Origin of the sequence: Sphingobacterium sp. 40-24, from assembly GCF_001899705.1 — a bacterium.
Classification (GTDB): domain Bacteria; phylum Bacteroidota; class Bacteroidia; order Sphingobacteriales; family Sphingobacteriaceae; genus Sphingobacterium; species Sphingobacterium multivorum.
The window spans coordinates 217,004-239,853 of sequence record NZ_MKWH01000021.1 but is presented as its reverse complement, the minus strand read 5'-3'; the positions used below and the strand labels follow the sequence as shown (position 1 = coordinate 239,853).

Sequence of the window (22,850 nt, the reverse complement as noted above, 5' to 3'; positions counted from 1 at the left end):
ATTTGACAGATGAAATTAAATAGAATAAAAATTGGATCTATCATGCTTTCCGCTATGTTATTGGGGGTAGGCTGTAGTAAGGATGTGCTGGATAGGCCTGATCAAACTAAAGTAATCGATGAAAACTTTTGGAGAAATGAAGCTGATGTTCGTTTGTATGCAAATGATTTTTATTTAAATTATTTTGTTGGCTATAATACTTTTTATGGTACGGCCTATGCTCCCTTAGTGGGATATAACTATGCAGATGACTTTACTTCTGAAGGAACGCAAGGTGGCTTTGAGTCAGTTGTTCCGACGAGTAGAGGTGCGAGTACGGTGACACCTGATATGTTGACGACCTACTCAGGGCCGACCTGGAATTTTTACTGGGTTAGAAAGGCTAATGTGATGTTGACCAGGATTGAAACAAAGGCCAAGTCAAAATTGTCAGAGGCTGAGTATAAGCACTGGACTGCAGTAGCTCGTTTTTTTAGAGGCTACGAATATAGTAGGTTAGTTTCTGTGTTTGGTGATGTGCCTTATTTTGATGTTGAAGTTGATCCGATGGATCAGGCTACAATGTATAAGGAACGTACCAAGCGCGGGGAGGTCATGGATAAAGTCTATACAGATTTTGAGTATGTGCTTGATAATATGCGTGCTGATGACGGAAAAGGTTATGTAAATAAATATGCAGCAGCGGCACTTATTTCTAACCTCATGTTGTTTGAAGGTTCCTGGGAAAAATACCATGGCTTGGATCAAGATCGTGCGAAAAAGTATCTCGCGCTTGCGGTTAAAGCGTCCGAAGTTGTCATGAATAGTGGAAAGTGGTCTTTTGGAAGTGATTTTAAAAGCCTGTTTGCATCTGAAGATCTTTCAAGCAATCCAGAGGTAATTTTCTTCAGAACTTATAATGATGCCTTGAAAGTAACGCACGCCGTAGGTTCTTACAGTAATGGTACTGAAGGGCAGAAGGGCGTTAACTTGGATTTGTTGAAATCTTTTATCTGTAACGATGGAAAGGTTTGGCAAAACTCAGCGCTTACAAATGCTTCGGACTTTTCGATGAAATCTTTGGCGAGAACGAGAGACCCACGGTTTGAAGCTTCGTTGATGGATACCGTTAATACAGCTTCATCAACATTTGCTTACGGTCATAAATTTGCTGCTAGAGAAGCCTTGACGTATATTGGAAAAACTTATCCAGCAAAATGGAGTAGTAATACAAATACAAATGATGCTCCGATTGTGCGTCTTGGTGAGGTTGTGTTGAATTGGATTGAGGCAAGGCAGATTCTTGCGGAGTTTTTTGGTGGAGCAGCTGTTACCCAAGGTGATTTGGATAAATCAATCAATGCGGTACGGAATAGGCCGCTAGACGCAGATGCCATAGCTAAAGGGGTAAAGAAAACGGCACCTTTGACATTAAATTCCCTGCCGAACGATCCAAGCCGCGATGCGGATGTATCGCCGTTGATGTGGGAAATCAGACGTGAACGAAGAATGGAATTTGTATATGAGTATGCGCGATTGAATGATATCCGTCGCTGGAAAAAATTGGATTATATGAACTTTTCACGCAATGTCGATTATTCATTGGGTCCCTGGGTAAATATCAAAAAGGACCTTCCAAATCGTTTGACAAAAGCTTACGAAGGTGTTTTGAAAGTCCGTGACGCAGCAGGAAATACAATCACGTACAATGGTAAAAACGCCGATGCTATGGTGGGATATTACGTTGTTCCGAAATTTGCAAACAGGGTAAGTTTTACCGATCGGTCGTACTTGGCTCCTGTTGGACTGAATCAGATTCAACAATATGCAAATTTGGGCTATATCTTAACACAGACGCCAGGCTGGCAATAGATAGCATTGTATTAAAAGGCCTTTCTGAATTTCAGAAAGGCTTTTTAATACATAATGAATTTTGATTTACATGAAGATGCATAAAAATGCAATATCATTTCTGTTTTATGCATAAAAACGCTATTTTTAAGAAAACATTACGCATGAGGTTTCCAATTATCACCTTTTTTATTGCATTATCCTGCGTTTTTAACGTTGCGATAGCACAGCAGTCCTTCAAATTTGCCCACGTAACAGACACGCATGTCGGTGGTGCAACAGGTGAGGAGGATTTGCGACGTACTGTAAAGGACCTGAATACATTGAAAGATATTGATTTTGTTATAGTCTCCGGAGATATCACCGAGTTTGGTGCTGATCATGAGTTAAAGCTTGCGAAGCGAATCTTAGATAGTTTGCAGCTGCCTTGGTATGTGATTCCGGGAAATCACGATGGCAATTGGTCAGAAAATGGAGCCAACACGTTTCGCACCGTTTTTGGTGGCGAAACCTTTTTCTTTAAGCATAAAGGCTACGCATTCATTGGAACCAATTCAGGGCCCAATATGCGCATGAGTCCTGGTCAAATTCCTCGGGAAAACCTGGTTTGGATGGATTCCATTTTTGCAGCGAATCCGGATAAACAGCTACCATTGATCTATATTAATCATTATCCACAGGATTCATCGTTAAATAACTGGTTTGACGCACTGAAAAGAGTTAAAACGCGGAATGTCCAGTTGGCGCTTTGTGGGCATGGTCATGCCAATAAATTATACGATTGGGAAGGAATTCCGGGGGTGATGGGACGGTCTAATCTGCGTGCGAATAAAGCGGTTGGGGGTTATAATATCGTGACCATCGCCGATGGCAAAGCCAGTTATCAAGAGCGTAATCCCGGTGTAGGAATGCAGGAGAAACCTTGGGTTGTTGTTCCAATGTTCGACCATCATTATGAAAATGAAACGATAAGCTACCTGAGACCAAGTTATGCTGTGAACGCAAAATATGCGGACCAGGTTAAAGTTAATTGGACGTTTGAAGACGCCAGCGATATCGGGGCGGGACTAGCCGTTTACAAAAATAGCGTGATTACATCAAATACCGCGGGCGATATCTTTGCGCTTGACTTAAAAACTGGCAAAAAGCTATGGGCATACCGTACCGGCGGTAAAGTTTATTCTACGCCTGCTGTGTGGAAAGGGATTGTCGTGGCGGGATCATCGGATCATGCAATTTATGCGGTAGATGCCGGTAATGGCAAGTTGTTGTGGAAGGTGGAGACTGAGAAGGCGGTTTTGGGTTCACCCTTGCTACATGATGGCGTGGCTTTTATCGGTAGCTCGGATGGTAAGTTTAGAGCGCTGGACATCAAGACGGGAGCTGTAAAGTGGAGTTTTGACCAGGTCAAAGGATTTGTATCGACGCTGCCAACGTATTATTTGGGGAATGTAATTTTTGGTTCCTGGAGCAATGGATTCTATGCTTTGGATGCCAAAACGGGTAAGCTTTCGTGGGAGTGGAATAATGGACAGGCCAATCGGATGTTTTCTGCTGCGGCATGCAATCCGGTGGGGGTAAACAATCGTGTTTTTGTAGTTGCACCGGATCGTTTTATGACAGCACTGGATGCGAAGAACGGTGCGGTCATCTGGCGGGAAAAGAAAGATACCATTCGGGTGCGCGAGTCTATGGGGTTGGCTGCAGATCATAAATTGGTTTATGTGAAGACGATGGATGGGGATCTTTTAGGTATTTCGGTTGCTGGTGATCGTATGGATGTTGCCTGGAAGTCCAAACTTAAATTGCCCTACGAATTGACACCTTCTGCAATTACATCCAATGGCAAGTTGGTCTTTGTGCCGAGTCATTCGGGTTTGCTATCTGGAGTTGACGCAAAAACAGGCGCGGTAGTATGGCAATATAAAATATCCAATGGAATGGTTAATCCCGTTGCACTAAATGGGAGAAATACCGTGATAGCGAGTACGATGGATGGCAAAATAGTTTCATTACAGTTTTAAGCAATCGATTGAAATGATCTTTTTGAAAATAAATGCCTTGATATGATAAAAAAATGTCTAAACTTCTTAAATTTACGTCAAGCTTTTTTGCTTGTTTTTGCATGTTTTGTTTGTAACTTTGCGAAAGCACAGCAAAATGCTTGGATTAGAATAAACCAATTGGGCTATACTCCAGCGGGCAAGAAGGTCGCGGTATGGGGTGGGAAAACAATCAGGCAGCTTCGTTCTTTTGAAATTAAAAACGCACAAACGGGTAAAACAGTCTATGTACATCCTGTTGGAAAAGATTATGGGGCTTATGGTCCTTTTGTTCAGAGCTTTCGTTTTGATTTCTCTTCCATGCAGGATACAGGACGCTTTTTTGTTCAGGCCGGAGATGTGAAGTCTCCAACATTCCGAATCGCTCGGGACGTTTATAAAGGAGCGGCAGATTTTGTACTGCGTTATATGCGGCAACAACGGACATTGTTCAACCCTTTTCTGAACGATAGCTGCCATACACACGATGGCTTTGCGCTGTATGCAGGAAAGGTTGGCATTCCCGATAGCTCCCGTATCGATGCGGGGGGCGGTTGGCATGATGCTTCTGATTATTTGCAATATGCGACAACTTCGGCAAATGCAACATTTCATCTGTTAGCGGCTTACCGCGATTTTCCAAAGGTGTTTGGTGATTTAAAGCAAGCAAATGGTCTTGATGGAAAAAATGGCCGGGCCGATGTGCTCGATGAAGCAAAATGGGGCTTGGATTGGCTGTTGAAAATGCATCCCAAGGCCAACCAAATGTACAATCAGATTGGTGATGACCGGGATCATGCCAGCATGCGGATGCCAAAGGAAGATCCTTACTATGGTCGTGGATTTGAGAGACCGGTGTATTTTATCGATGGCGAGCCACAGCAGCGTGGCAAGTTTATGAACAATACAACCGGGACAAGCTCTACTGCTGGTAAATTTAGTAGTGCTTTTCGCCTGGGGGCGATGTTGTTTGACAAAGAGGATCGGAAATATGCAACGCTGCTTTCGAAGAAATCGGAAACAGCCTATGCTTATGCCAATATAAAACCAGGCGTGACACAGACAGTTTCTGTGAAATCGCCCTATATTTATGCCGAAGATAATTGGGTAGACGATATGCAGTTGGCCGCTGCAATGGGGTTTTCGATGACAAACAAAGAAAAGTTTGCACGAGAAGCCTTACGCTACGCCCGGCAAGAAAAGATTACACCTTGGATGGATAGCGATACTGCTGCACATTATCAGTGGTATCCTTTTATCAATCTTGGGCATTATGAGTTGGCAAAAGGATTAAAAGGACAAGATCGCGAGGAGATTGTTTCGTATTATAAACAGGGGATTGAGCAAGTCAATCGGAGAGCTGAGAAAAACGCTTTTTTTCGGGGAGTTCCCTTTATTTGGTGTAGCAACAACTTAACGGTATCCTTTGCGATCCAATGTCTCTGGTATAAAGAATTGACAGGAGATACACATTTTGATGAGCTAGCCCAAGCTAATTTTGACTGGTTATTCGGGGCGAACCCTTGGGGCACGAGTATGGTATATGGTCTTCCGGCTGGAGGCGATACACCTGTCAATCCGCATTCGGCGTTTACCTTTCTTGGAAAGCATCCGATCGACGGCGGATTGGTTGATGGGCCCATTATGGCATCCACGTACCGCAATCTGATTGGTATCAAGTTGAATAATCCGGATAGCTATGCGGAGTTTCAAAGTGATCTGGCGGTCTATCATGACGACTACGGAGATTATAGTACGAATGAGCCGACAATGGATGGTACCGCTTCGTTGATTTATCTGTTGGCTTCAAAGGAGGGTAAGGCCATGGAGGAGCCTACCGGAAAAAAGTAACACGGGATGTTTTTGGAGCTATTGTCCGGGGCGACTCGACAAAACGGCAGGTGGCCCTGGTGTTTACCGGTCATGATTTATCTGAGGGTACTGCTGAGGTATTAGCAAGTCTAAAGCATAATGGCATTAAAGGCTCTTTTTTCCTGACAGGCGATTATCTCAGAACTCCAGGTTTTAAGCCGTATGTCCGTCAGATGTTAAGCGATGGCCATTGGATTTCGGGGCATTCCGATAAACATATTCTGGTGAGTGACTGGGGGAGTAGGGAGGTGCTTTTGGTCAAACGTGACTCTTTTGTCGCTGATCTAAAAGCAAACCTGAAAGCACTGGAAGGCGCGGGTGTCAAAAGAGAGCAGCTGTCCTATTATATTCCTTCTTATGAATGGTATAATAGTGAAACAGTCGACTGGGCAAAGGCAGTTGGTCTAAATTCGGTTAATTATACACCAGGAATACGGACTGCGGCTGATTATACCTATCCTGAAATGGGGGGGCGTTATTTATCGTCGACAGCGATTCTCGACAATCTCTGGTCTTACGAAGCTCGATATGGGCTCAATGGATTTTTGATATTGATTCATATGGGAACTGATGATCGGCGGAAAGATAAGCTGTATCATCATTTGGATGATATCATTAGCATATTAAAGGGGAAAGGGTATCAACTTGTGGATGTACCCGATTTATTGAAATAAAGAAATACAATATATACTAATAATGGTAAATACAACGGAGAAAGATTCGAATTATCAGGATTTGGACAAGATGTCTGTGCATGAGTTATTGACAAATATCAATAATGAGGATAAATCTGTGCCACTTGCTGTAGAGCAGGCTATCCCTCAGATTGAAGCATTAGTCAAAGTCACTGTGGAGAAAATGAAGGCTGGTGGTCGAACTTTTTATATCGGCGCTGGTACAAGTGGCCGTTTGGGCGTGCTGGATGCGTCTGAATTACCTCCGACATACGGCGTTCCATTTGAATGGATCATTGGGTTGATTGCTGGTGGTGATACTGCAATTAGAAAAGCAGTTGAATTTGCAGAAGATGATCTGGAGCAAGCATGGAAAGATATGGAAGCGTATGATATTGATGAAAACGATGTTGTTATCGGCATTGCGGCTTCTGGAACCACACCTTATGTTATCGGCGGATTGAAAACGGCAAACGAGAAAGGGCTTGTGACGGGCTGTATTGTCTGTAACGGAGGGTCCCCGATTGCGGAAATAGCGCAGTATCCGGTTGAAGTTATTGTTGGGCCAGAATTTGTTACCGGGTCTACGCGAATGAAATCGGGTACAGCACAGAAACTTGTGTTAAATATGTTCAGTACCACAGTGATGATCCAATTGGGTAGGGTAAAGGGGAACAAGATGGTCGATATGCAATTGTCAAACCATAAGCTGGTCGGTCGTGGTGTACGTATCATTATGGATCAGACCGGGGCGCTTGAAGAAGAAGCTGCGGCTTTGCTTGAGCAATTTGGTAATGTAAGACAGGCAATCGAAGCTTATCAGGATGCCCATTGAGCATAACCTATTAAAATCACCTATTTAAAAACAAACTATGTCACCAGTAATATTATTATCTTTTATAATAATCTATTTTGCAGTTCTGCTTGCTGTAGCTCACTTCACCTCGAAGGGAGCTTCCGATAACTCTACCTTTTTTGTCGCAAACCGGAACTCTAAATGGTATATGGTCGCCTTTGGGATGATCGGTACCGCGCTCTCCGGCGTAACTTTTATCTCGGTTCCCGGCGCAGTCGGTGCGTCTGAATTTAGCTATTTTCAATTTGTTCTTGGGAACGCCGTTGGTTTTGTCATTATTGCCTATGTATTGCTTCCGCTCTATTATAGAATGAACTTGACTTCCATTTATACGTATTTGGAAGAACGTTTTGGGCACACCACGTACAAGACCGGTGCTGCTATTTTTTTGGTTTCCCGTACGATCGGTTCGGCGTTTCGTCTTTATCTGGTCGCAATCGTATTGCAGCATTTTATTTTTGATGCCTGGAATGTGCCTTTCGCGATTACGGTCGTTATATGTTTGGTGTTAATCTGGATGTATACAAACAAGGGTGGCTTAAAGACGATTATTGTGACAGATACCCTACAGACTACCTTTTTAGTGACCGCAGTAATTCTCTCTATCTATTTTATGGCCAAAGGATTAGATTTTGGTATCGTCGATACTTTCGAGGCTGTAAAAGAAAGTAGTTATTCCAAGATCTTTTTCTGGGATGATTTTGTCGGCAGTAAAGCAAATTTTTGGAAACAATTCTTGGGAGGAATTTTTGTGACCATTGCGATGACGGGGCTAGATCAGGATCTAATGCAAAAGAACTTATCGATGGGGACCATTAAAGAAGCCCAAAAGAACATGATCACTTTTACAAGTGTTTTTGTGGTCATTAATATTTTCTTTTTAGCTGTCGGTGCTTTGCTGTATATCTATGCGGCTAAAAACGGAATTGATGTGACTCAATTAGCAACACGCGATTATTTGTACCCAGAAATTGCATTAAACCACTTGGCTATTGTTCCTGCAATCATCTTTATGATGGGGTTAACGGCTGCTACTTTTGCAACGACAGATAGTGCGCTAACGGCATTGACAACATCTTTCTGTGTGGACTTTCTAAATTTCAATAAAAAAGAAAATCCCAATGATCCAGCGCTGATCAAGCAGCGTAATTATGTGCATTTTGGTTTCTCCATTGTGATGCTGTTGGTTATTCTGGTCTTTAAGCTGATCAATGATGACTCGGTCGTCAATGCAATCTTTACTGCGGCGAGTTATACCTATGGACCTTTATTGGGTTTATTCGTTTTCGGAATATTCACAAAATATGCCGTGCGGGATAACGCTGTACCTTATATCTGTGTACTTTCGCCTACCGTCTTATTTTTGCTTAAAACCTATGTTATTGAAGTGTATACACCTTATGTTATCGGATTGGATTTGATCATTATTAATGGTTTTATCACGTTTGTGATGCTTTTGATCAGTTCTCCAGGTAAAGCGAGTGAAAAAGCATTGTCCCATAATTAATGCACTTCGGCTATAAAAAATTTCTCCATTGGTGAGAAGATGTAAATACAAGTATTGATTTTGATTTGTACGTACAGAAAAATTAAGTTAAGTTTGATATACTTAGTTTTTCTGTACGTATGTATCATAGCATAAATGAGACTACGGAGTTTATCCGTAGAAAAATTGGAGATTTTACTCCAGAGTTCGGTATCATCCTAGGTACTGGTTTAGGTAAGTTGGTGGATGAAATCGAAGTCGAGTATCAGCTGATGTATTCCAATATACCAAATTTCCCCATTTCGACTGTTGAATTTCATTCTGGTAAGCTCATTTTTGGAAAATTGAGTGGCCGCAATGTGGTTGCTATGCAGGGGAGGTTGCATTATTATGAAGGTTACGATATGCAACAAATTACCTTTCCGATCCGTATCATGAAAGTTTTGGGGGTACAAAAATTGTTTGTTTCCAACGCTGCGGGCTCCCTGAATCCTGATGTGAAAAAAGGTGACCTTGGAATTATTGAAGATCATATCAATTTGTTGCCGGATAATCCGCTACGCGGACAGAATTTGGCCGAGTTTGGTCCACGATTTCCGGATATGAGCGAGCCTTATAACCGAAAGATGATTGGACAGGCTCTTGAAATTGCAGCCAAACATGCTATTGCTGCGCGAAAAGTTGTTTATGTTTCTTCCGCAGGTCCAAATTTGGAAACAAAAGCTGAATATCGTTATATGCGCCTGATCGGTGGGGATGTGGTCGGTATGAGTACCGTTCCAGAAGTGATTGTTGCTAATCATATGGCACTGCCGGTATTTGCGATTTCTGTTGTTACGGATGAAGGCTTTCACGAGGAGCTTAAACCCGTATCATTACAGGAAATTGTTACTGTTGCGGAGAAAGCGGAACCTAAAATGACATTAATTTTGAAAGAATTAATAGCTTTGCAATAAATTACCTCTTCATGTATCTCTGTTGAAGGAGAAGGTTGTTGGATTTGTGTGCGGTGAAGGGTAATTGGTTCATTGAGGTGAATTTAGCTTTTTTGGTTTTTATATAATTTTAGATGAAGTTGATCGTACGCATACTTGCCGCATGGTGTGTTTTATTTATTTATTCCGTGGATGTCATTGCGCAGAGCAAAGAGGATTGGAGTAGCGCATTGGATTCGGCCAGAGCCAAAGAGGACGGGAAGAAAGATTCTGTCATCCTTTCTGCGAAGTATATCCGATATGCCACACTGGATATGTTAAAAAAAGGAACTTATACACGGCAGATCGATACATCACATCATAATTATCAATATTATAATCCGCAGAATTTACCTTGGAATCCCAGTGTGAACCTTGGGGCTTATGGCCTTGCCACACGGGATCTATTGTTCCAGCCTAAAAAGACCATTGGCTTTCAGTCTGGTTTTACAGCGTTGGAACGTTATTTATTGAACCCCGATTCGGTCCAATATTTTAGGGCCCGGGCGAGGTACTCCGAATTGTCCGCGGTAGGATTCTTTTTTAATGACCAGGTTTTTAGGGCCCGGGTGGCGCAGAATATCAATTCCCAATGGAATATGAATGTCGATTTCCATTCTACTAAAACGGATGGATTTTACCTTGGACAGAATTATTCGGATTTAAAGGCTTCAGTTGCTTCTTGGTATGAATCGAAAAATAACCGGTATAATTTGTTGATCAATGGCGTATTTAATCGTTTGGATGCCATGGAGAATGGCTCTATTACAGAAGATCTTCCATTTGCGCCTGGAAATAGACAGTCTCCTGATCGATTTATACCGAAATTCTATGATGCCGGTAACACAAGGGTACCTCGATCTAAGTGGTGGGATAATTCATTCTTCCTGAGACAGTCACTTTATTTGGGACGATTGGATACAATCGATAAAGGAAAGCCGACCATGCAGATCCATCCGACCAATAGCATGGCGCATAATACGCGCATAAGAAGACAGACCTATAATTTCTTCAAGAACATGGATGACCAAAATGCGGCATTGCCTTACAATAATAAGGCATTGGCGCTGAACAGTGATAAGACGCTGATCACGAATGTTTCCAATGAATTTGAATATAACTTTTTTCTCAGAGGAAAGTCGGTCTTTAGGAATGAGGCGAAACTAAATTTGGCTTTTCAGCACGACATGAACTGGGTGGAGCAGCATCAGTTGGACTCCATGCGCTATTATAACAACACTTCAGCCTATCCACAGCCGCTGAAGAAATTGCCGGATAGCACCACATTTGATCGCTTTTATCAAAATGGAATCGTGAAAGGTGAATTAGGGTATAAGTTTTCAGATCGTCTTGATTTTAGTTTAAAAGCGAATCAGATTGTATTTGGTCACAACTTTGGGGATTTCTTGTATGAAGCTAAAGCGGATATCTCCATGGGGGATAAAATTGGAAAGGTGACCCTGTCGGCTTATTCACAGAATAAATCGCCAGAGATGGTTTTCGAGAATTTAAACTATACCTACGGAAAATGGAATGATTTAGATCTTAAAAAGATGAAAATTCAGAATCTGGGTTTTCAATATGCCAATCCGATGCTTGGTTTCCATGGTAAGGTGGAGTATTTTTTGATGAACAATTATACCTATTTCGAAGAGTTGTCCAATCCACAGAACGATCCTAAGAAGGATAAATGGATTGTTCCGACACAATTGGATAAAGCTAATTTGCTGAAGGTAACCGTTGGACAAAAATTTAAACTAAACCATTTTACGTTTGATAATCTCGTGGTCTATCAAAAGACAGATCAACAGAACACACTGGCTGTTCCGGAGCTGTATACCTGGCATAGTTTGTATTACAGTAACCTGTTTTATAAAGTTATTGATTATAGTATCGGTCTGGACGCAAAGTTCAATACACCTTATGCCAATCCGAATTATTCAATTGGGACGGGACAGTTTTACAATGCTTACAAACAGATTGAGTTTTCGACCTATCCAATCATGGATGTATGGATTACAGCGAATATACAACGGGTAAATATGTTTTTGAGTTATAATTTTTTAAATCAGAACTTCTATCCGCATGGTTACTATACGGTCAGACGTTATCCGATGAATAGTGCTAATTTTAGATTTGGTATTTCTTGGAAGTTCTATGATTAAAAATTATTTCGGTGTTTCTTAGCTTGTTGTGATATTAAAGGCATAAAATCTTATAAAATAATTTTGAGAATAGAATTTTTAAGCTATATTTGCACACGCAATTAGGGAACGGCGTTCTTTAAAAAAGTATGGAGGCTTAGCTCAGCTGGTTCAGAGCATCTGCCTTACAAGCAGAGGGTCACAGGTTCGAATCCTGTAGCCTCCACCATACAAAGTCGGAGAATTAGCTCAGCTGGTTCAGAGCATCTGCCTTACAAGCAGAGGGTCACTGGTTCGAATCCAGTATTCTCCACCAATCCAAAACGGAGGCTTAGCTCAGCTGGTTCAGAGCATCTGCCTTACAAGCAGAGGGTCACAGGTTCGAATCCTGTAGCCTCCACAAAAGCATCATCAATTGGTGCTTTTTTTTCGTTAGGGGGTTTAGCTCAGCTGGTTTAGAGCACTACCTCGACAAGGTAGGGGTCACTGGTTCGAACCCAGTAATCCCCACGATAAAAAAAGCGTTCTTCATGAACGCTTTTTTTATGGGCTGAATTCGCTGTAAATTTGAAAGTCCCCGATCCGGTATTCAATCTATCTCGGGAATCTTTCGCATTTATTTTCTAACTATTTCCGTTTCTTCCCTAGTTTAATTCCGTAACCTGTTGTCCATTCAATAAAATCAGCTTTACCGCCATGGGCTTTAATGGAAACACCGGCAAAGAAATCTTTGTAAACTTTATAACGTACTCCTGCTCTTAAATACACGGGCATGCTCTCGCCATTGAATTCGTTGCGATGAAGATAGACTCCTACATTTCCGTTGATATAAAGGCGTGAATTTAACACATGATCAATGTAGAATGCGGGGCCGTAAGAAAATAAAGCGGAGAATTTTCCGGCTTTGTCGCCGGCAACCTTCTCGTCGTTTCCACTGGCTGAATAAAATGCATCAAACCCAGCGCCAAGCCGCCATTTGTAGCCGAAATGCTTGCTGTAGTATGCACCTAGCATAGATTTAAAATATTGGCCATCGTGTTCGCGATCAATCTGTTTGAAGCCAAAGGCATAGTTGAAATGGAGTTCCTCTGTTTTCTCCATTTGTGGAATACTACTTTTTCTATAATCAAAAGGCTTGTTTGTTGGTGTATACGAAACCGATAGGCTCAAGGGGACGAGGTTTATCCCTGTGTTCGGTAATGCCAGGGCGCCATTGCTGAAGTGGTGGAAGGCTGCACCAGCCCCTACCTGAAAGTTTTTATTTAGGCGGTAGTTGACCTGAAGTCCAAGATCAATAAATACATTGTTTTTGCTCCCAATAAGTAGGTTGAACGGATTGTCCTCCTCATTATAGGGGTTGAATCTCCCGGAAAGACCGAGCGCAATGCGGTAGTTGAAATTCCATCTTGAATTTACTTTTGGCCGAATAGGAATGGCGACAAAGCCATAGGCGGCGAAAGGTCGTCCGAGGTGCTCCTGACCAAAAGTACTGCTGTAGATGCCTATGCCGTATATTGGATAGTTGTATATTTCATTGTAAATACTCTTTAATGAGTCTTGAAACTGGGTCTGAAAACCGACTCTAAAATTTAACCCACTATAGTATGAGTCAGCAAGGGTTTCTTTGGAGCGCTCATTGAATTTGAGTTCGCCCCCGCTTTCATGTTCAAGTTGGAATATAAGTCTCGTCTTAGCTGGGGTACGGCTTTGTAAAGTGTCATTCGGATTTTCTATTCGGGGTGTGACCTGTGCTGTGGCACGAAAGGAGAGCAGTGTCAGGGCCACAAAAGCAAGTATTCTTGATCTCATGAAATAAAACGTTAGCGTTTTTTAAAATTTTTGCAAAAATAAGAATGATATATCATTGTAACAACAGTATTTAAACAGTAGCGAAATCAAGTTATAAAAAATGCCATTTTTCAGCCACACCATGTCGGTTAGTGGTGAGAGAAATTAGGCAGCTTAACTATCAGGCTGTCAAATGGGTAAATAATTATTGTTTATGTCTGTAATTATATTGCATATAAAAAGCAATTTATCTAAGTTTGAGGTGAAAAGAAAAAGGAAATATGATTAAAAACCTATTTAGAATTACTGCTGTTACGTTTGCACTAACAACAGCAGGGTGTGCTTTGTTTGCTCAAAACGCCAAATTTGATTGGAAAGAAGCATCTGAGGGGGGGTACACCTACAAGTACGTCACGAATGACCCTACACATTCACGGTTTTACAAGTTAAAAAATGGCTTAACGGTGATTTTGAGCCCGACCAAAAAAGAACCACGTATCCAAACTTACATTGCGACAAAAGCGGGGAGCAAAACAGACCCGAAAGATCACACCGGTTTGGCCCATTATCTGGAGCATATGCTGTTTAAAGGAACCGATAAATTTGGTTCTAAAGACTGGGCAAAGGAAAAACCTTTGTTAGATCAGATTGATGCGCTCTATGAGAAATACAATGGTACAACAGATGAAACCGAACGGAAAGCAATCTATAAGGAAATCGATAAAGTATCTGGAGAGGCTGCGAAATATGCTATTGCGAATGAATACGATAAATTGATGGCATCAATGGGGGCGGAAGGTACTAATGCATTCACCTCATTTGAGCAGACAGTCTATCAGGAGCAAATTCCTAGTAATGTAATGGATAAGTATCTCGCTGTACAGGCAGAACGGTTTAGATATCCGGTATTGCGTCTGTTCCATACTGAGCTGGAAGCTGTGTATGAAGAGAAAAATATCAGTCTGGATAAAGATAATCGTAAGGCTGTAGAATCGATGTTTTCAGCTGCTTTTCCTAATAATAATTATGGAAAGCAGACGACAATTGGTACTGTAGAGCACCTTAAAAACCCATCTTTGAAAGCGATTCGTGAATATTTTCACACCTACTATGTCCCTAACAATATGGGGGTTATTATGTCGGGTGATTTTGATCCTACAGAGGTGGTGAAAAAGGTGGATAAGGCCTTTGCTTTTATGCAGGCGAAAGAAATTCCGGCCTACACGTTTGATGCAGAGAAACCAATTTTAACTCCTGTTGTCCGCGAGGTTAAAGGTCCGGATGCTGAATTTATGTTAATGGGATTCCGTTTTCCTGGCGCTGCAACAAAGGATGCCCGTATGCTCAATCTGATGAGTCAGATCTTGACAAATGGTTCTGCCGGTCTGATTGATCTGGATTTGGTGAAGAATCAAAAATTATTAGGTGCAGGTGCTTTTCCGTATGTGTTAAAAGACTATTCTCTGCTTCTGTTGCAGGGTAATCCTAGTCAGGGACAGAGCTTGGAACAGGTGCAACAGCTGCTGTTACAAGAATTGGCAAAATTGAGAAAAGGAGAGTTTTCGGATGAGCTGATCACGGCGATTGTGAACAACGCTAAGAAAGACGAAATCAAGCAAAATGAAAGTTATGGTGATCGTGCTGAATCATTGATGGATGCCTTTACTTCGGGTCAGGATTGGGCGTCTGTCGTGGGCTATTCGGATGAGTTGAATAAAATCACCAAGCAAGATGTGGTTGATTTTGCTAACAAATATTTGAATGACAATAATTATGTTGTTGTTTATAAGCGTAAGGGAGTTGATAATAATGTCGTTAAAGTTGTTAAACCTGAGATTACTCCCGTAACGGTCAATCGTGATGACCAGTCTGATTTCTTGAAGAAAGTAGAAGCATTGCCAGAGGATAAAATTCAGCCTGTATGGGTAGATTACAACAAAGATATTCAGAAGGTTACTGCAAACGGTTTGCCAGTACTTGCTGTAAAGAACTCAGATAATGAACTGTTTTCGCTGTCTTATCGTTTTGATGGTGGAAAATGGAGCAATAAATTGCTTTCATTGGCTGCGGGTTATCTAGAATTTTTAGGTACAAAAGATAAATCCAGTGAGCAGTTTAGCAAGGATTTTTATCAATTGGCGTCTGATTTTTCAGTGTCTGCAGGAAATGAAGAAACTATGGTGTCGATTTCAGGCTTGAATTCAAACTTTATAGCTACACAGAACTTGATTCAGGATTTATTGCGTAATTGTGTTGCTGATCAGGAGGCTTTCAAAATGTATATTGCCCGTCTTAAAAAAGCGAGAGCAAATGCGAAAGAAAACAAGGGAGCGATCATGGAAGGCCTAAAATCTTATGCTAAATACGGCGCTAAAAATCCATTTAATAATGTGTTTACAGACGCGGAATTGGATGCTTTAAAAGCGGAGGATTTGGTGAAGGCATTGCACGATTTGGCTAATATGAAACATACGATGCTTTATTTTGGCCCGTTAACTGCCGCGGAATTTGTAGCGAAAGCGAAGCCTTTGAAACAAGGGGCTGGAGAGTATGTTCCGGCGAAAAAGGCGGTCGTGTTCGCAGAATTGCCAACAAGCAAGAACCAGGTTCTTTTTGCTAATTTCGAAATGAAGCAGGCTGAAGTATTTTGGTATAGAAGCTCAGGAGTATACAGTAGTGCCTTGACACCGACTGTTTCTCTGTTTAATAATTACTTTGGTGGCGGCATGGGAAGTATTGTCTTCCAGACTATCCGTGAATCGAAAGCATTGGCTTATTCAACTTATGCCTATTATGGACAGCCTTATAAAAAAGAAAACCATTACACCGTTGGGGCCTATGTTGGGACGCAGGCTGATAAGTTTAACGATGCGATTAAAGGCATGAATGAGCTGCTGGATGTATTGCCTGAAAGCGCTAAAGGGTTGGATATTGCGAAAGTAAGTCTGGAAAAATCAATTGCCAGTGAACGTGTGTTGAATGCGTCTATATTAGGTAGTTATCTAGCTGCACAACGTTTGGGAAATGCAACTGATATTCGTAAAGTTGTCTATGAGCAAGCGCCAAAATTAACTTATGGTGACCTAAGCACTTTCCATAAGAAAGAGATGAGTCAAAAGCCGTACGTTTATTGTATTGTAGCGAAGGAAGAAAGTCTTAAGCCAGAGGATCTTGCGAAACTGGGCGAGGTTAAAAAGCTGGATCTTAAAGAGATCTTCGGCTATTAGATCCCGGATTGCTTGTCTTAAGAATTAGATTAGCGTATGATACGAAAGAAGCCTCCGGTGTTTGCCGGAGGCTTCTTTCGTATCAGGTTTTGTGATGCCCTTTGTTTTTTATTCTTGTTTCACGCTACGGAATCCTTGTTTCACTGTTCGCGAGTAGGATTAGTTTTAAGGTGAATTCGCTATCATGGCTACTAAAACTAGCGTATTAAAACCTGATAATCTCCTCAATCTGTTCGTTGATAAATTGCAGCGTATCTTCTTTGAATAACTGCCCTTCATCATTCAGTTCGTTCTGAACATTGGGTAGAAAGATCTTAAGGGGAAGCACGTGCATTCTTAAGTAGTGGCATATGCCCGTCAGGTGATCTATGCCGCGGAGGTTGCCATAGCGACCTGAGGATAACCCAACCAATGCAACTTTCTTGTGATAAAAACTAATCGGAAATGTACAGCAGTCAATGAACAGTTTCAGTGCTCCTGGAATACTTCCATTGTATTCGGGAGCGATGAAAATAAATAGCTCAGCTTTACTGACCATTTCTTGGATGGGTTCAAATGCGGTGCTTCTTTTTCCGTAAAGATCTGTTTCTAAAATGTTTGCTGGTAGATCTTCCAACGAAAAGATGTTACTTTCAATTGACTTACGATCAAGTAATTGCTGGTAGCATTTTGCTATTTTTAACGTCTTACTATTGGGACGGTTTGTTCCGGATATTATTAAAATCATTGTGTTGTTGATACTTATAAAAAGCGCATTTTCAAAGTGGATACATATCTTGATTTTTTGTATCTTAGCATCCTGAGGATATGTGCTTTCGATCAATCAAAAGTACGAAATATGCTGAATTAGTTTTGTTAATTTGAATCGCAGATTAAAATTTGGGCAAATTGATCTTCAGAAACGTGAAATGTAGTATAAAATGACATTTTAATTAAGAAAGGTTTTCATTCAAGATGGGAAAAGTAATTGCAATCGCAAATCAAAAGGGTGGGGTCGGAAAAACCACAACGTCAATTAATTTGGCGGCTAGTTTGGCGGTTTTAGAATATAAAACATTGTTGGTCGATGCAGATCCCCAAGCAAACTCTACTTCTGGGATTGGCTTTGACCCTCGTACAATCAGCGCAAGTGTATACGAATGTTTAGTGAATGATTTGGATCCTCGTGAGGCTATTCAATCAACAGAAACGCCAAATTTGGATCTTTTACCGGCTCATATTGATTTGGTTGGGGCAGAAATTGAGATGATCAATATGCACGAAAGGGAGTACAAGATGAAAAAAATCTTGGATCAGGTGAAACAGGATTATGATTTTATTATCATCGATTGTTCGCCTTCCTTAGGCTTAATTACAATCAATGCACTATCTGCTTCGGACTCAGTTATCATTCCGGTACAGTGCGAATACTTTGCCCTAGAAGGACTTGGTAAGTTGTTGAACACAATTAAAATCGTTCAAAACCGTTTAAATACAAGTTTGGAGATCGAAGGAATTTTGTTGACCATGTATGATGTTCGTTTAAGATTGTCAAATCAGGTGGTCGAGGAAGTGAAAACACATTTCACAGATTTAGTTTTTGATACGATTATTCAGCGAAATACCCGTTTGAGCGAAGCTCCAAGCTTTGGAATTTCTGTTATCATGCATGATGCGTCCTGCAAAGGGGCAATAAATTATTTGAATTTGGCACGCGAGATTTTACAGAAAAACGGGCATCTTAATGAAATGAATAAAACAGTAACCGCATAATATGGCAGCACATCAGCGTAAAACAGGACTGGGAAGAGGCTTAGGTGCGCTATTAAACGATAGTGTAGAAGTTCCTGCTAAAGGTAATCAGCAAGTGGAAGAAGCTCCTCTAGTTACACCAACTGCAGTAAAAACAACAAAAGAGAATGGCAGTATCAGCCATGTCCGTGTAGAAGAAATATCTGTCAACCCTTTTCAGCCGCGTACAGAATTTGATCCGGTTGCCTTACAGGAGTTATCGGAATCGATTATTTTACAGGGTTTAATTCAGCCGATTACCGTACGTAAAATTTCGGACGGAAATTATCAGTTGATTTCCGGAGAGCGGCGTCTCCGCGCTTCGCGCTTGGCCGGTATCACCGAAATTCCAGCGTATATCCGTACCGCCAACGACCAGCAGATGCTGGAGATGGCCCTGATTGAGAATATTCAACGGGAGAACTTAAATGCTATTGAAGTAGCCTTAAGCTTTCAGCGTATGATTGAGGAGTGTAATTTAAAACAGGAAGAATTGGGTGAACGTGTTAGTAAAAACCGTTCTACTGTTACAAATTATCTCCGTTTATTAAAACTTCCACCTGTCATTCAAGCGGCAATACGCGATGGAGCCTTGACTATGGGACATGCTCGTGCCCTGATTAATATTCCAGAGGTTGATAAGCAGCTTTATATCTTTAAGTTGATTATTGATCAAGGTTTATCCGTCCGTAAGGCGGAGGAGTTGGTTCGTGAGTTACAAAAAGGCGGTAAGAAAAAAGCTGGAAAAGATAAAGCTCCGATGTCTTTTCAATTGCAGAAAATTGAAGATGATCTGGCGTCGAAATTTTCTTCTCGGGTCAAATTGAATCTGAAGAGCACGAAAGGAAAGGGTGCTATTGAGATACCTTTTGAGTCGGAAGATGATTTAAGTCGCATTCTTGAATTGTTAGATTGGTAATATGGCCAAGTTAATAAGCTTGATATTTGCGGTGTTTGCACTGTCGGTAGTACATGGACAGACTGTGGATACAATTCCTAAGAAACAGTTGGCACCCGTCAAAATAGATAGCATAAAGCAAAAATCGGTACAGGATACCGTAAAGAAGGAATCTCGGAAGGAACGTAAAAAACGGGAGAAGGAGGAGGCGAAGGCGAAAGAGAAGGTTGTGTTTAAAGATTCAACCCGTTTGGCTATCGAAGCAAAAAATAAACAAGCTTGGAAGCGCTCTTTAGTACTTCCAGGCTGGGGACAATATACAAATGGCGGCGTTTGGTGGATAAAAGTACCTGCAATCTATGGTGGCTTAATAACAACCGTACTTGTTTTCGATTTTAATAACCGTTATTATAAGGAATTACTGGGGGTATTACAAGACAAAGCTCTTGGTAAGCCGATTGATCCTTATTACATCGGAATCTCCGACCAATCTATCATCCGGGCAAAAGATAATGCGCGGCGAAATCGAGATCTCATGGTGCTACTTACGTTAGGTGTTTATGGCCTGAATGTCGCAGAAGCTTATATCGACTCGATGCTTAAATATCGCTGGAGTATCGGTGATGATAAACCCAAAAAAACGGCTTTCTTAATAGGACCTACTTTAATGGATGCTAGTCTCGCGTCGGGAACTTATTCGTTTAAACCTACGGTCGGACTTAAATTGACCATGAAATTCAATTAAAATCTCCTGTTTTAAAGGTTATATTTTGATTCCTTTTGTTTATCCATGAGTTTATTTCTTTATTAAGGGATTCATATAGCCCAAGCAAATTTAAGACAATAAGGACTGAACAGTTTTATTTTCATACGGGTTTATGGTTTTAAACATGGGTATTTCATTGAAATTTTTTAATTTTAAAAATAAACTATACTTTTTTCTAAATATATGAACATCATTCTCTTGGGATATGGCAAAATGGGGCAGATTATCGAAAGATACGCGCTGAAAAGAGGCCATCAAATTTTTTTAGTTGTCGATGAACATAATCGTCCTAACCTGACTGCTGATGATATTAAAGGTGCTGATGTCGCAATAGACTTTAGTGTACCTTCTGCAGCATTGGATAATATGAATCTTTGTCTTGAGGCAGGTGTACCTATTGTCGTCGGAACAACCGGTTGGTATGATCAACTGGAGGATGTTAAGGCGAAGTGTTTGGATGCTGATGGTTCTATTTTGTATGGCTCCAACTTCTCTATCGGAGTGAATGTATTCTTCCATATCAATAGAATGTTGGCGAAGGCATTGCAGCCTTATAAACAATATGATGTTCAGGTAGAGGAAATACACCACATTCACAAATTGGATGCACCAAGTGGTACAGCAATTACGATTGCAGAGGGGATATTGGATAATAGCGATGTGAAAACCAATTGGGTAAATACTGTTGTTGGTGAACAGGATGAGCTTATTCCAAAACCACAGGAACTTTTAATAGAAAGTCATCGAATTGAAGAGGTTCCGGGAACACATACGGTACTTTATAGTTCTGAGGTTGACCAAATAGAATTTAAACATACCGCACATAGCCGTGATGGATTTGCTTTAGGAGCTGTAGTTGCTGCTGAATGGTTGAATGGCAAAAAAGGTTTCTATCAGGTTACTGAAATTTTTGATTTTAATAAATAGTACTAATTAGTAGATTATGGGATTAATTATATTTGCGGTTTTAACAGCAATATCGGGATATGGTTTGTGGCAATTGTTTGTTAAAGCTGGCAGAAATGGCTGGGAAGCGATCGTGCCTTTTTATAGCCAGTATATTCAGGCAAAATTGACGGGAAGACCTACATGGTGGGTAATTTTATTGCTCGTGCCAATTGTCAATGTCTTTGTTTTCTATAATCTTTACCTTGATTTTATCCATTGTTTTGGAAAACGCCGGTTTTGGGAGAATGCTGCTGCTGTTTTAGTGCCTTTTATCGTTCTGCCCATGTGGGCAAAGGACAACAATGTGCGTTTTTTGAATGGTTTATATGCAAAGAATTTAAAGGCAGCTACTCAGGAAGGTATTGAACTGACCGAGGAGAAACGTGCCGAAATTGCACTTGAATCTTACAAAGATTATAAAATTAAATATCCGTACAAGAAATCCATGGTACGCGAATGGGCAGATGCCATTGTATTTGCAACTGTAGCAGCGTCACTTATTCGTGGTTTTCTGATCGAGGCTTATATGATTCCTACAGGATCGATGGAGCGTACCTTGTTGATCGGGGATTTCTTATTTGTAAGCAAGTTAAATTATGGACCACGGGTTCCTAACACACCGATTGCCTTTCCTTTTGCGCATCATACGATGCCCATCACTGGTGGGAAAGCATATTCTGAATTGATTGAACTACCTTATAAGCGTTTGCCAGGATTTCAAAAGATTGAGCGTAATGATGTCGTTGTTTTCAATTTTCCTGCAGGTGACACTGTCGCGCTCGAGAACCAAAATGCAAGTTATTACGATCTTGTTCGGGCTTATGGCTGGCAGACTGTCAATTCCCAATTTACGATCCAGGCAAGACCTATTGATAAAAGGGAGAACTATATTAAACGCTGTGTCGGATTGCCGGGCGATAAAATTTTCATGAAGGATGCTAAACTCTTTGTGAACGATCAACCGGGTTTTGATCCTCCAGAAAGCCAATTGGACTATCTCGTCTTAACGGATGGTACCCCATTAAATATGGATAGATTACGGGAGTTGAGAATAGAAGCGGCTGGTGGAGATCAGCAGCCTGGTGTTTATCAGTTGTTCATGACAAAAGATGAATTAGCTATAGTAAAATCGTGGTCGAATGTCAAAGAAATCAGAAGAAATCCTGGTGGTGAAGGTGCTTATCCGTACGATCCACAATACAAATGGAATTTTGACAATTTTGGGCCGATTTTAATCCCGAAGAAAGGATGGACGGTGGCATTAAATGCACAGACTCTGCCCATTTATGAAAGAGCGATCCGCGTTTACGAAAACAATAAGTTAGAAAAACGTTCGGATGGGATCTATATCAATGATGTGAAAGTAGACCATTATACGTTTAAAATGGATTATTTTTGGATGATGGGTGATAATCGCCATAATTCCTTGGATTCAAGAGGTTGGGGATTTGTTCCCGAAGATCATGTTGTCGGAAAGGCTTTATTTACTTGGATGAGCTGGGATGAGATTGGTACAGGACTTTCGAAAATTCGCTGGAACCGTATCTTTAAAGGAATTCATTAGCAACTGCCATT

16 protein-coding genes and 4 tRNA genes are annotated in these 22,850 nt (G+C 41.1%); 18 read left to right on the top strand and 2 right to left on the bottom strand.

The window, feature by feature from the left end:
* Positions 1-9 precede the first annotated feature (9 nt).
* From BGP15_RS07870 to BGP15_RS07815, 12 genes are all read left to right on the top strand, one after another.
* On the top strand, positions 10-1,851 hold the full coding sequence (locus BGP15_RS07870) for a RagB/SusD family nutrient uptake outer membrane protein (protein ID WP_070561302.1): 1,842 nt from the start codon (positions 10-12) through the stop codon (positions 1,849-1,851).
* A 143-nt stretch (positions 1,852-1,994) separates the two neighbouring features.
* On the top strand, positions 1,995-3,854 hold the full coding sequence (locus BGP15_RS07865; protein WP_286769163.1) for an outer membrane protein assembly factor BamB family protein: 1,860 nt from the start codon (positions 1,995-1,997) through the stop codon (positions 3,852-3,854).
* Positions 3,855-3,896: 42 nt separating this feature from the next.
* Complete coding sequence (locus tag BGP15_RS07860; protein ID WP_286769162.1) at positions 3,897-5,723, top strand: glycoside hydrolase family 9 protein; 1,827 nt, start codon at positions 3,897-3,899, stop codon at positions 5,721-5,723.
* 59 nt (positions 5,724-5,782) lie between these two features.
* Positions 5,783-6,418 carry a polysaccharide deacetylase family protein gene (locus tag BGP15_RS07855; protein ID WP_254667640.1) on the top strand — a complete coding sequence of 212 codons (636 nt, stop codon included), beginning with the start codon at positions 5,783-5,785 and terminating at the stop codon, positions 6,416-6,418.
* Between the two features lie 22 nt (positions 6,419-6,440).
* Positions 6,441-7,253 carry an N-acetylmuramic acid 6-phosphate etherase gene (murQ, locus tag BGP15_RS07850; protein WP_286769161.1) on the top strand — a complete coding sequence of 271 codons (813 nt, stop codon included), beginning with the start codon at positions 6,441-6,443 and terminating at the stop codon, positions 7,251-7,253.
* Between the two features lie 37 nt (positions 7,254-7,290).
* Positions 7,291-8,781 (top strand): sodium:solute symporter, encoded by a 1,491-nt coding sequence (locus BGP15_RS07845; RefSeq protein WP_115046435.1) that lies wholly within the window; start codon positions 7,291-7,293, stop codon positions 8,779-8,781.
* A gap of 119 nt (positions 8,782-8,900) precedes the next feature.
* Entirely contained in the window at positions 8,901-9,716 is an 816-nt protein-coding gene (locus BGP15_RS07840; RefSeq protein ID WP_286769160.1) for a purine-nucleoside phosphorylase, read from the top strand.
* A gap of 113 nt (positions 9,717-9,829) precedes the next feature.
* On the top strand, positions 9,830-11,899 hold the full coding sequence (locus tag BGP15_RS07835; protein WP_286769159.1) for a putative porin: 2,070 nt from the start codon (positions 9,830-9,832) through the stop codon (positions 11,897-11,899).
* A gap of 130 nt (positions 11,900-12,029) precedes the next feature.
* Positions 12,030-12,107, top strand: a tRNA-Val gene (locus BGP15_RS07830).
* 9 nt (positions 12,108-12,116) lie between these two features.
* A tRNA-Val gene (locus BGP15_RS07825) sits at positions 12,117-12,194 on the top strand.
* 9 nt (positions 12,195-12,203) lie between these two features.
* A tRNA-Val gene (locus tag BGP15_RS07820) sits at positions 12,204-12,278 on the top strand.
* A gap of 35 nt (positions 12,279-12,313) precedes the next feature.
* Positions 12,314-12,388 (top strand) — tRNA-Val (locus BGP15_RS07815).
* 117 nt (positions 12,389-12,505) lie between these two features.
* Here BGP15_RS07815 and BGP15_RS07810 read toward each other — a convergent pair.
* A complete protein-coding gene (locus BGP15_RS07810) occupies positions 12,506-13,687 on the bottom strand; it encodes an acyloxyacyl hydrolase (RefSeq protein ID WP_286769158.1) in 1,182 nt (393 codons plus the stop codon).
* Between the two features lie 260 nt (positions 13,688-13,947).
* Between BGP15_RS07810 and BGP15_RS07805 the strand changes: the two genes are divergently transcribed.
* Positions 13,948-16,893 (top strand): M16 family metallopeptidase, encoded by a 2,946-nt coding sequence (locus BGP15_RS07805; RefSeq protein ID WP_286769157.1) that lies wholly within the window; start codon positions 13,948-13,950, stop codon positions 16,891-16,893.
* 205 nt (positions 16,894-17,098) lie between these two features.
* Here BGP15_RS07805 and BGP15_RS07800 read toward each other — a convergent pair whose 3' ends face one another.
* Complete coding sequence (locus BGP15_RS07800) at positions 17,099-17,620, bottom strand: NADPH-dependent FMN reductase (RefSeq protein ID WP_286710244.1); 522 nt, start codon at positions 17,618-17,620, stop codon at positions 17,099-17,101.
* A 227-nt stretch (positions 17,621-17,847) separates the two neighbouring features.
* On the opposite strand from BGP15_RS07800, the gene BGP15_RS07795 reads away from it, so the two are divergent.
* The 5 genes from BGP15_RS07795 to lepB all read left to right on the top strand — a co-directional run bounded on the left by BGP15_RS07795 (position 17,848) and on the right by lepB (position 22,839).
* Entirely contained in the window at positions 17,848-18,645 is a 798-nt protein-coding gene (locus BGP15_RS07795) for a ParA family protein (protein WP_070561294.1), read from the top strand.
* A gap of 1 nt (position 18,646) precedes the next feature.
* Positions 18,647-19,582, top strand: a complete 936-nt coding sequence (locus tag BGP15_RS07790; protein WP_112375041.1) for a ParB/RepB/Spo0J family partition protein — start codon at positions 18,647-18,649, stop codon at positions 19,580-19,582.
* Between the two features lies 1 nt (position 19,583).
* Positions 19,584-20,306, top strand: a complete 723-nt coding sequence (locus BGP15_RS07785; protein ID WP_201640035.1) for a DUF5683 domain-containing protein — start codon at positions 19,584-19,586, stop codon at positions 20,304-20,306.
* A 204-nt stretch (positions 20,307-20,510) separates the two neighbouring features.
* Positions 20,511-21,254, top strand: coding sequence for a 4-hydroxy-tetrahydrodipicolinate reductase (gene dapB / locus BGP15_RS07780; RefSeq protein WP_070561291.1), 744 nt, complete (start codon positions 20,511-20,513; stop codon positions 21,252-21,254).
* A gap of 16 nt (positions 21,255-21,270) precedes the next feature.
* Positions 21,271-22,839: a signal peptidase I gene (gene lepB, locus BGP15_RS07775; protein WP_112375039.1), complete on the top strand. Its 1,569-nt coding sequence runs from the start codon at positions 21,271-21,273 to the stop codon at positions 22,837-22,839.
* Positions 22,840-22,850 lie beyond the last annotated feature (11 nt).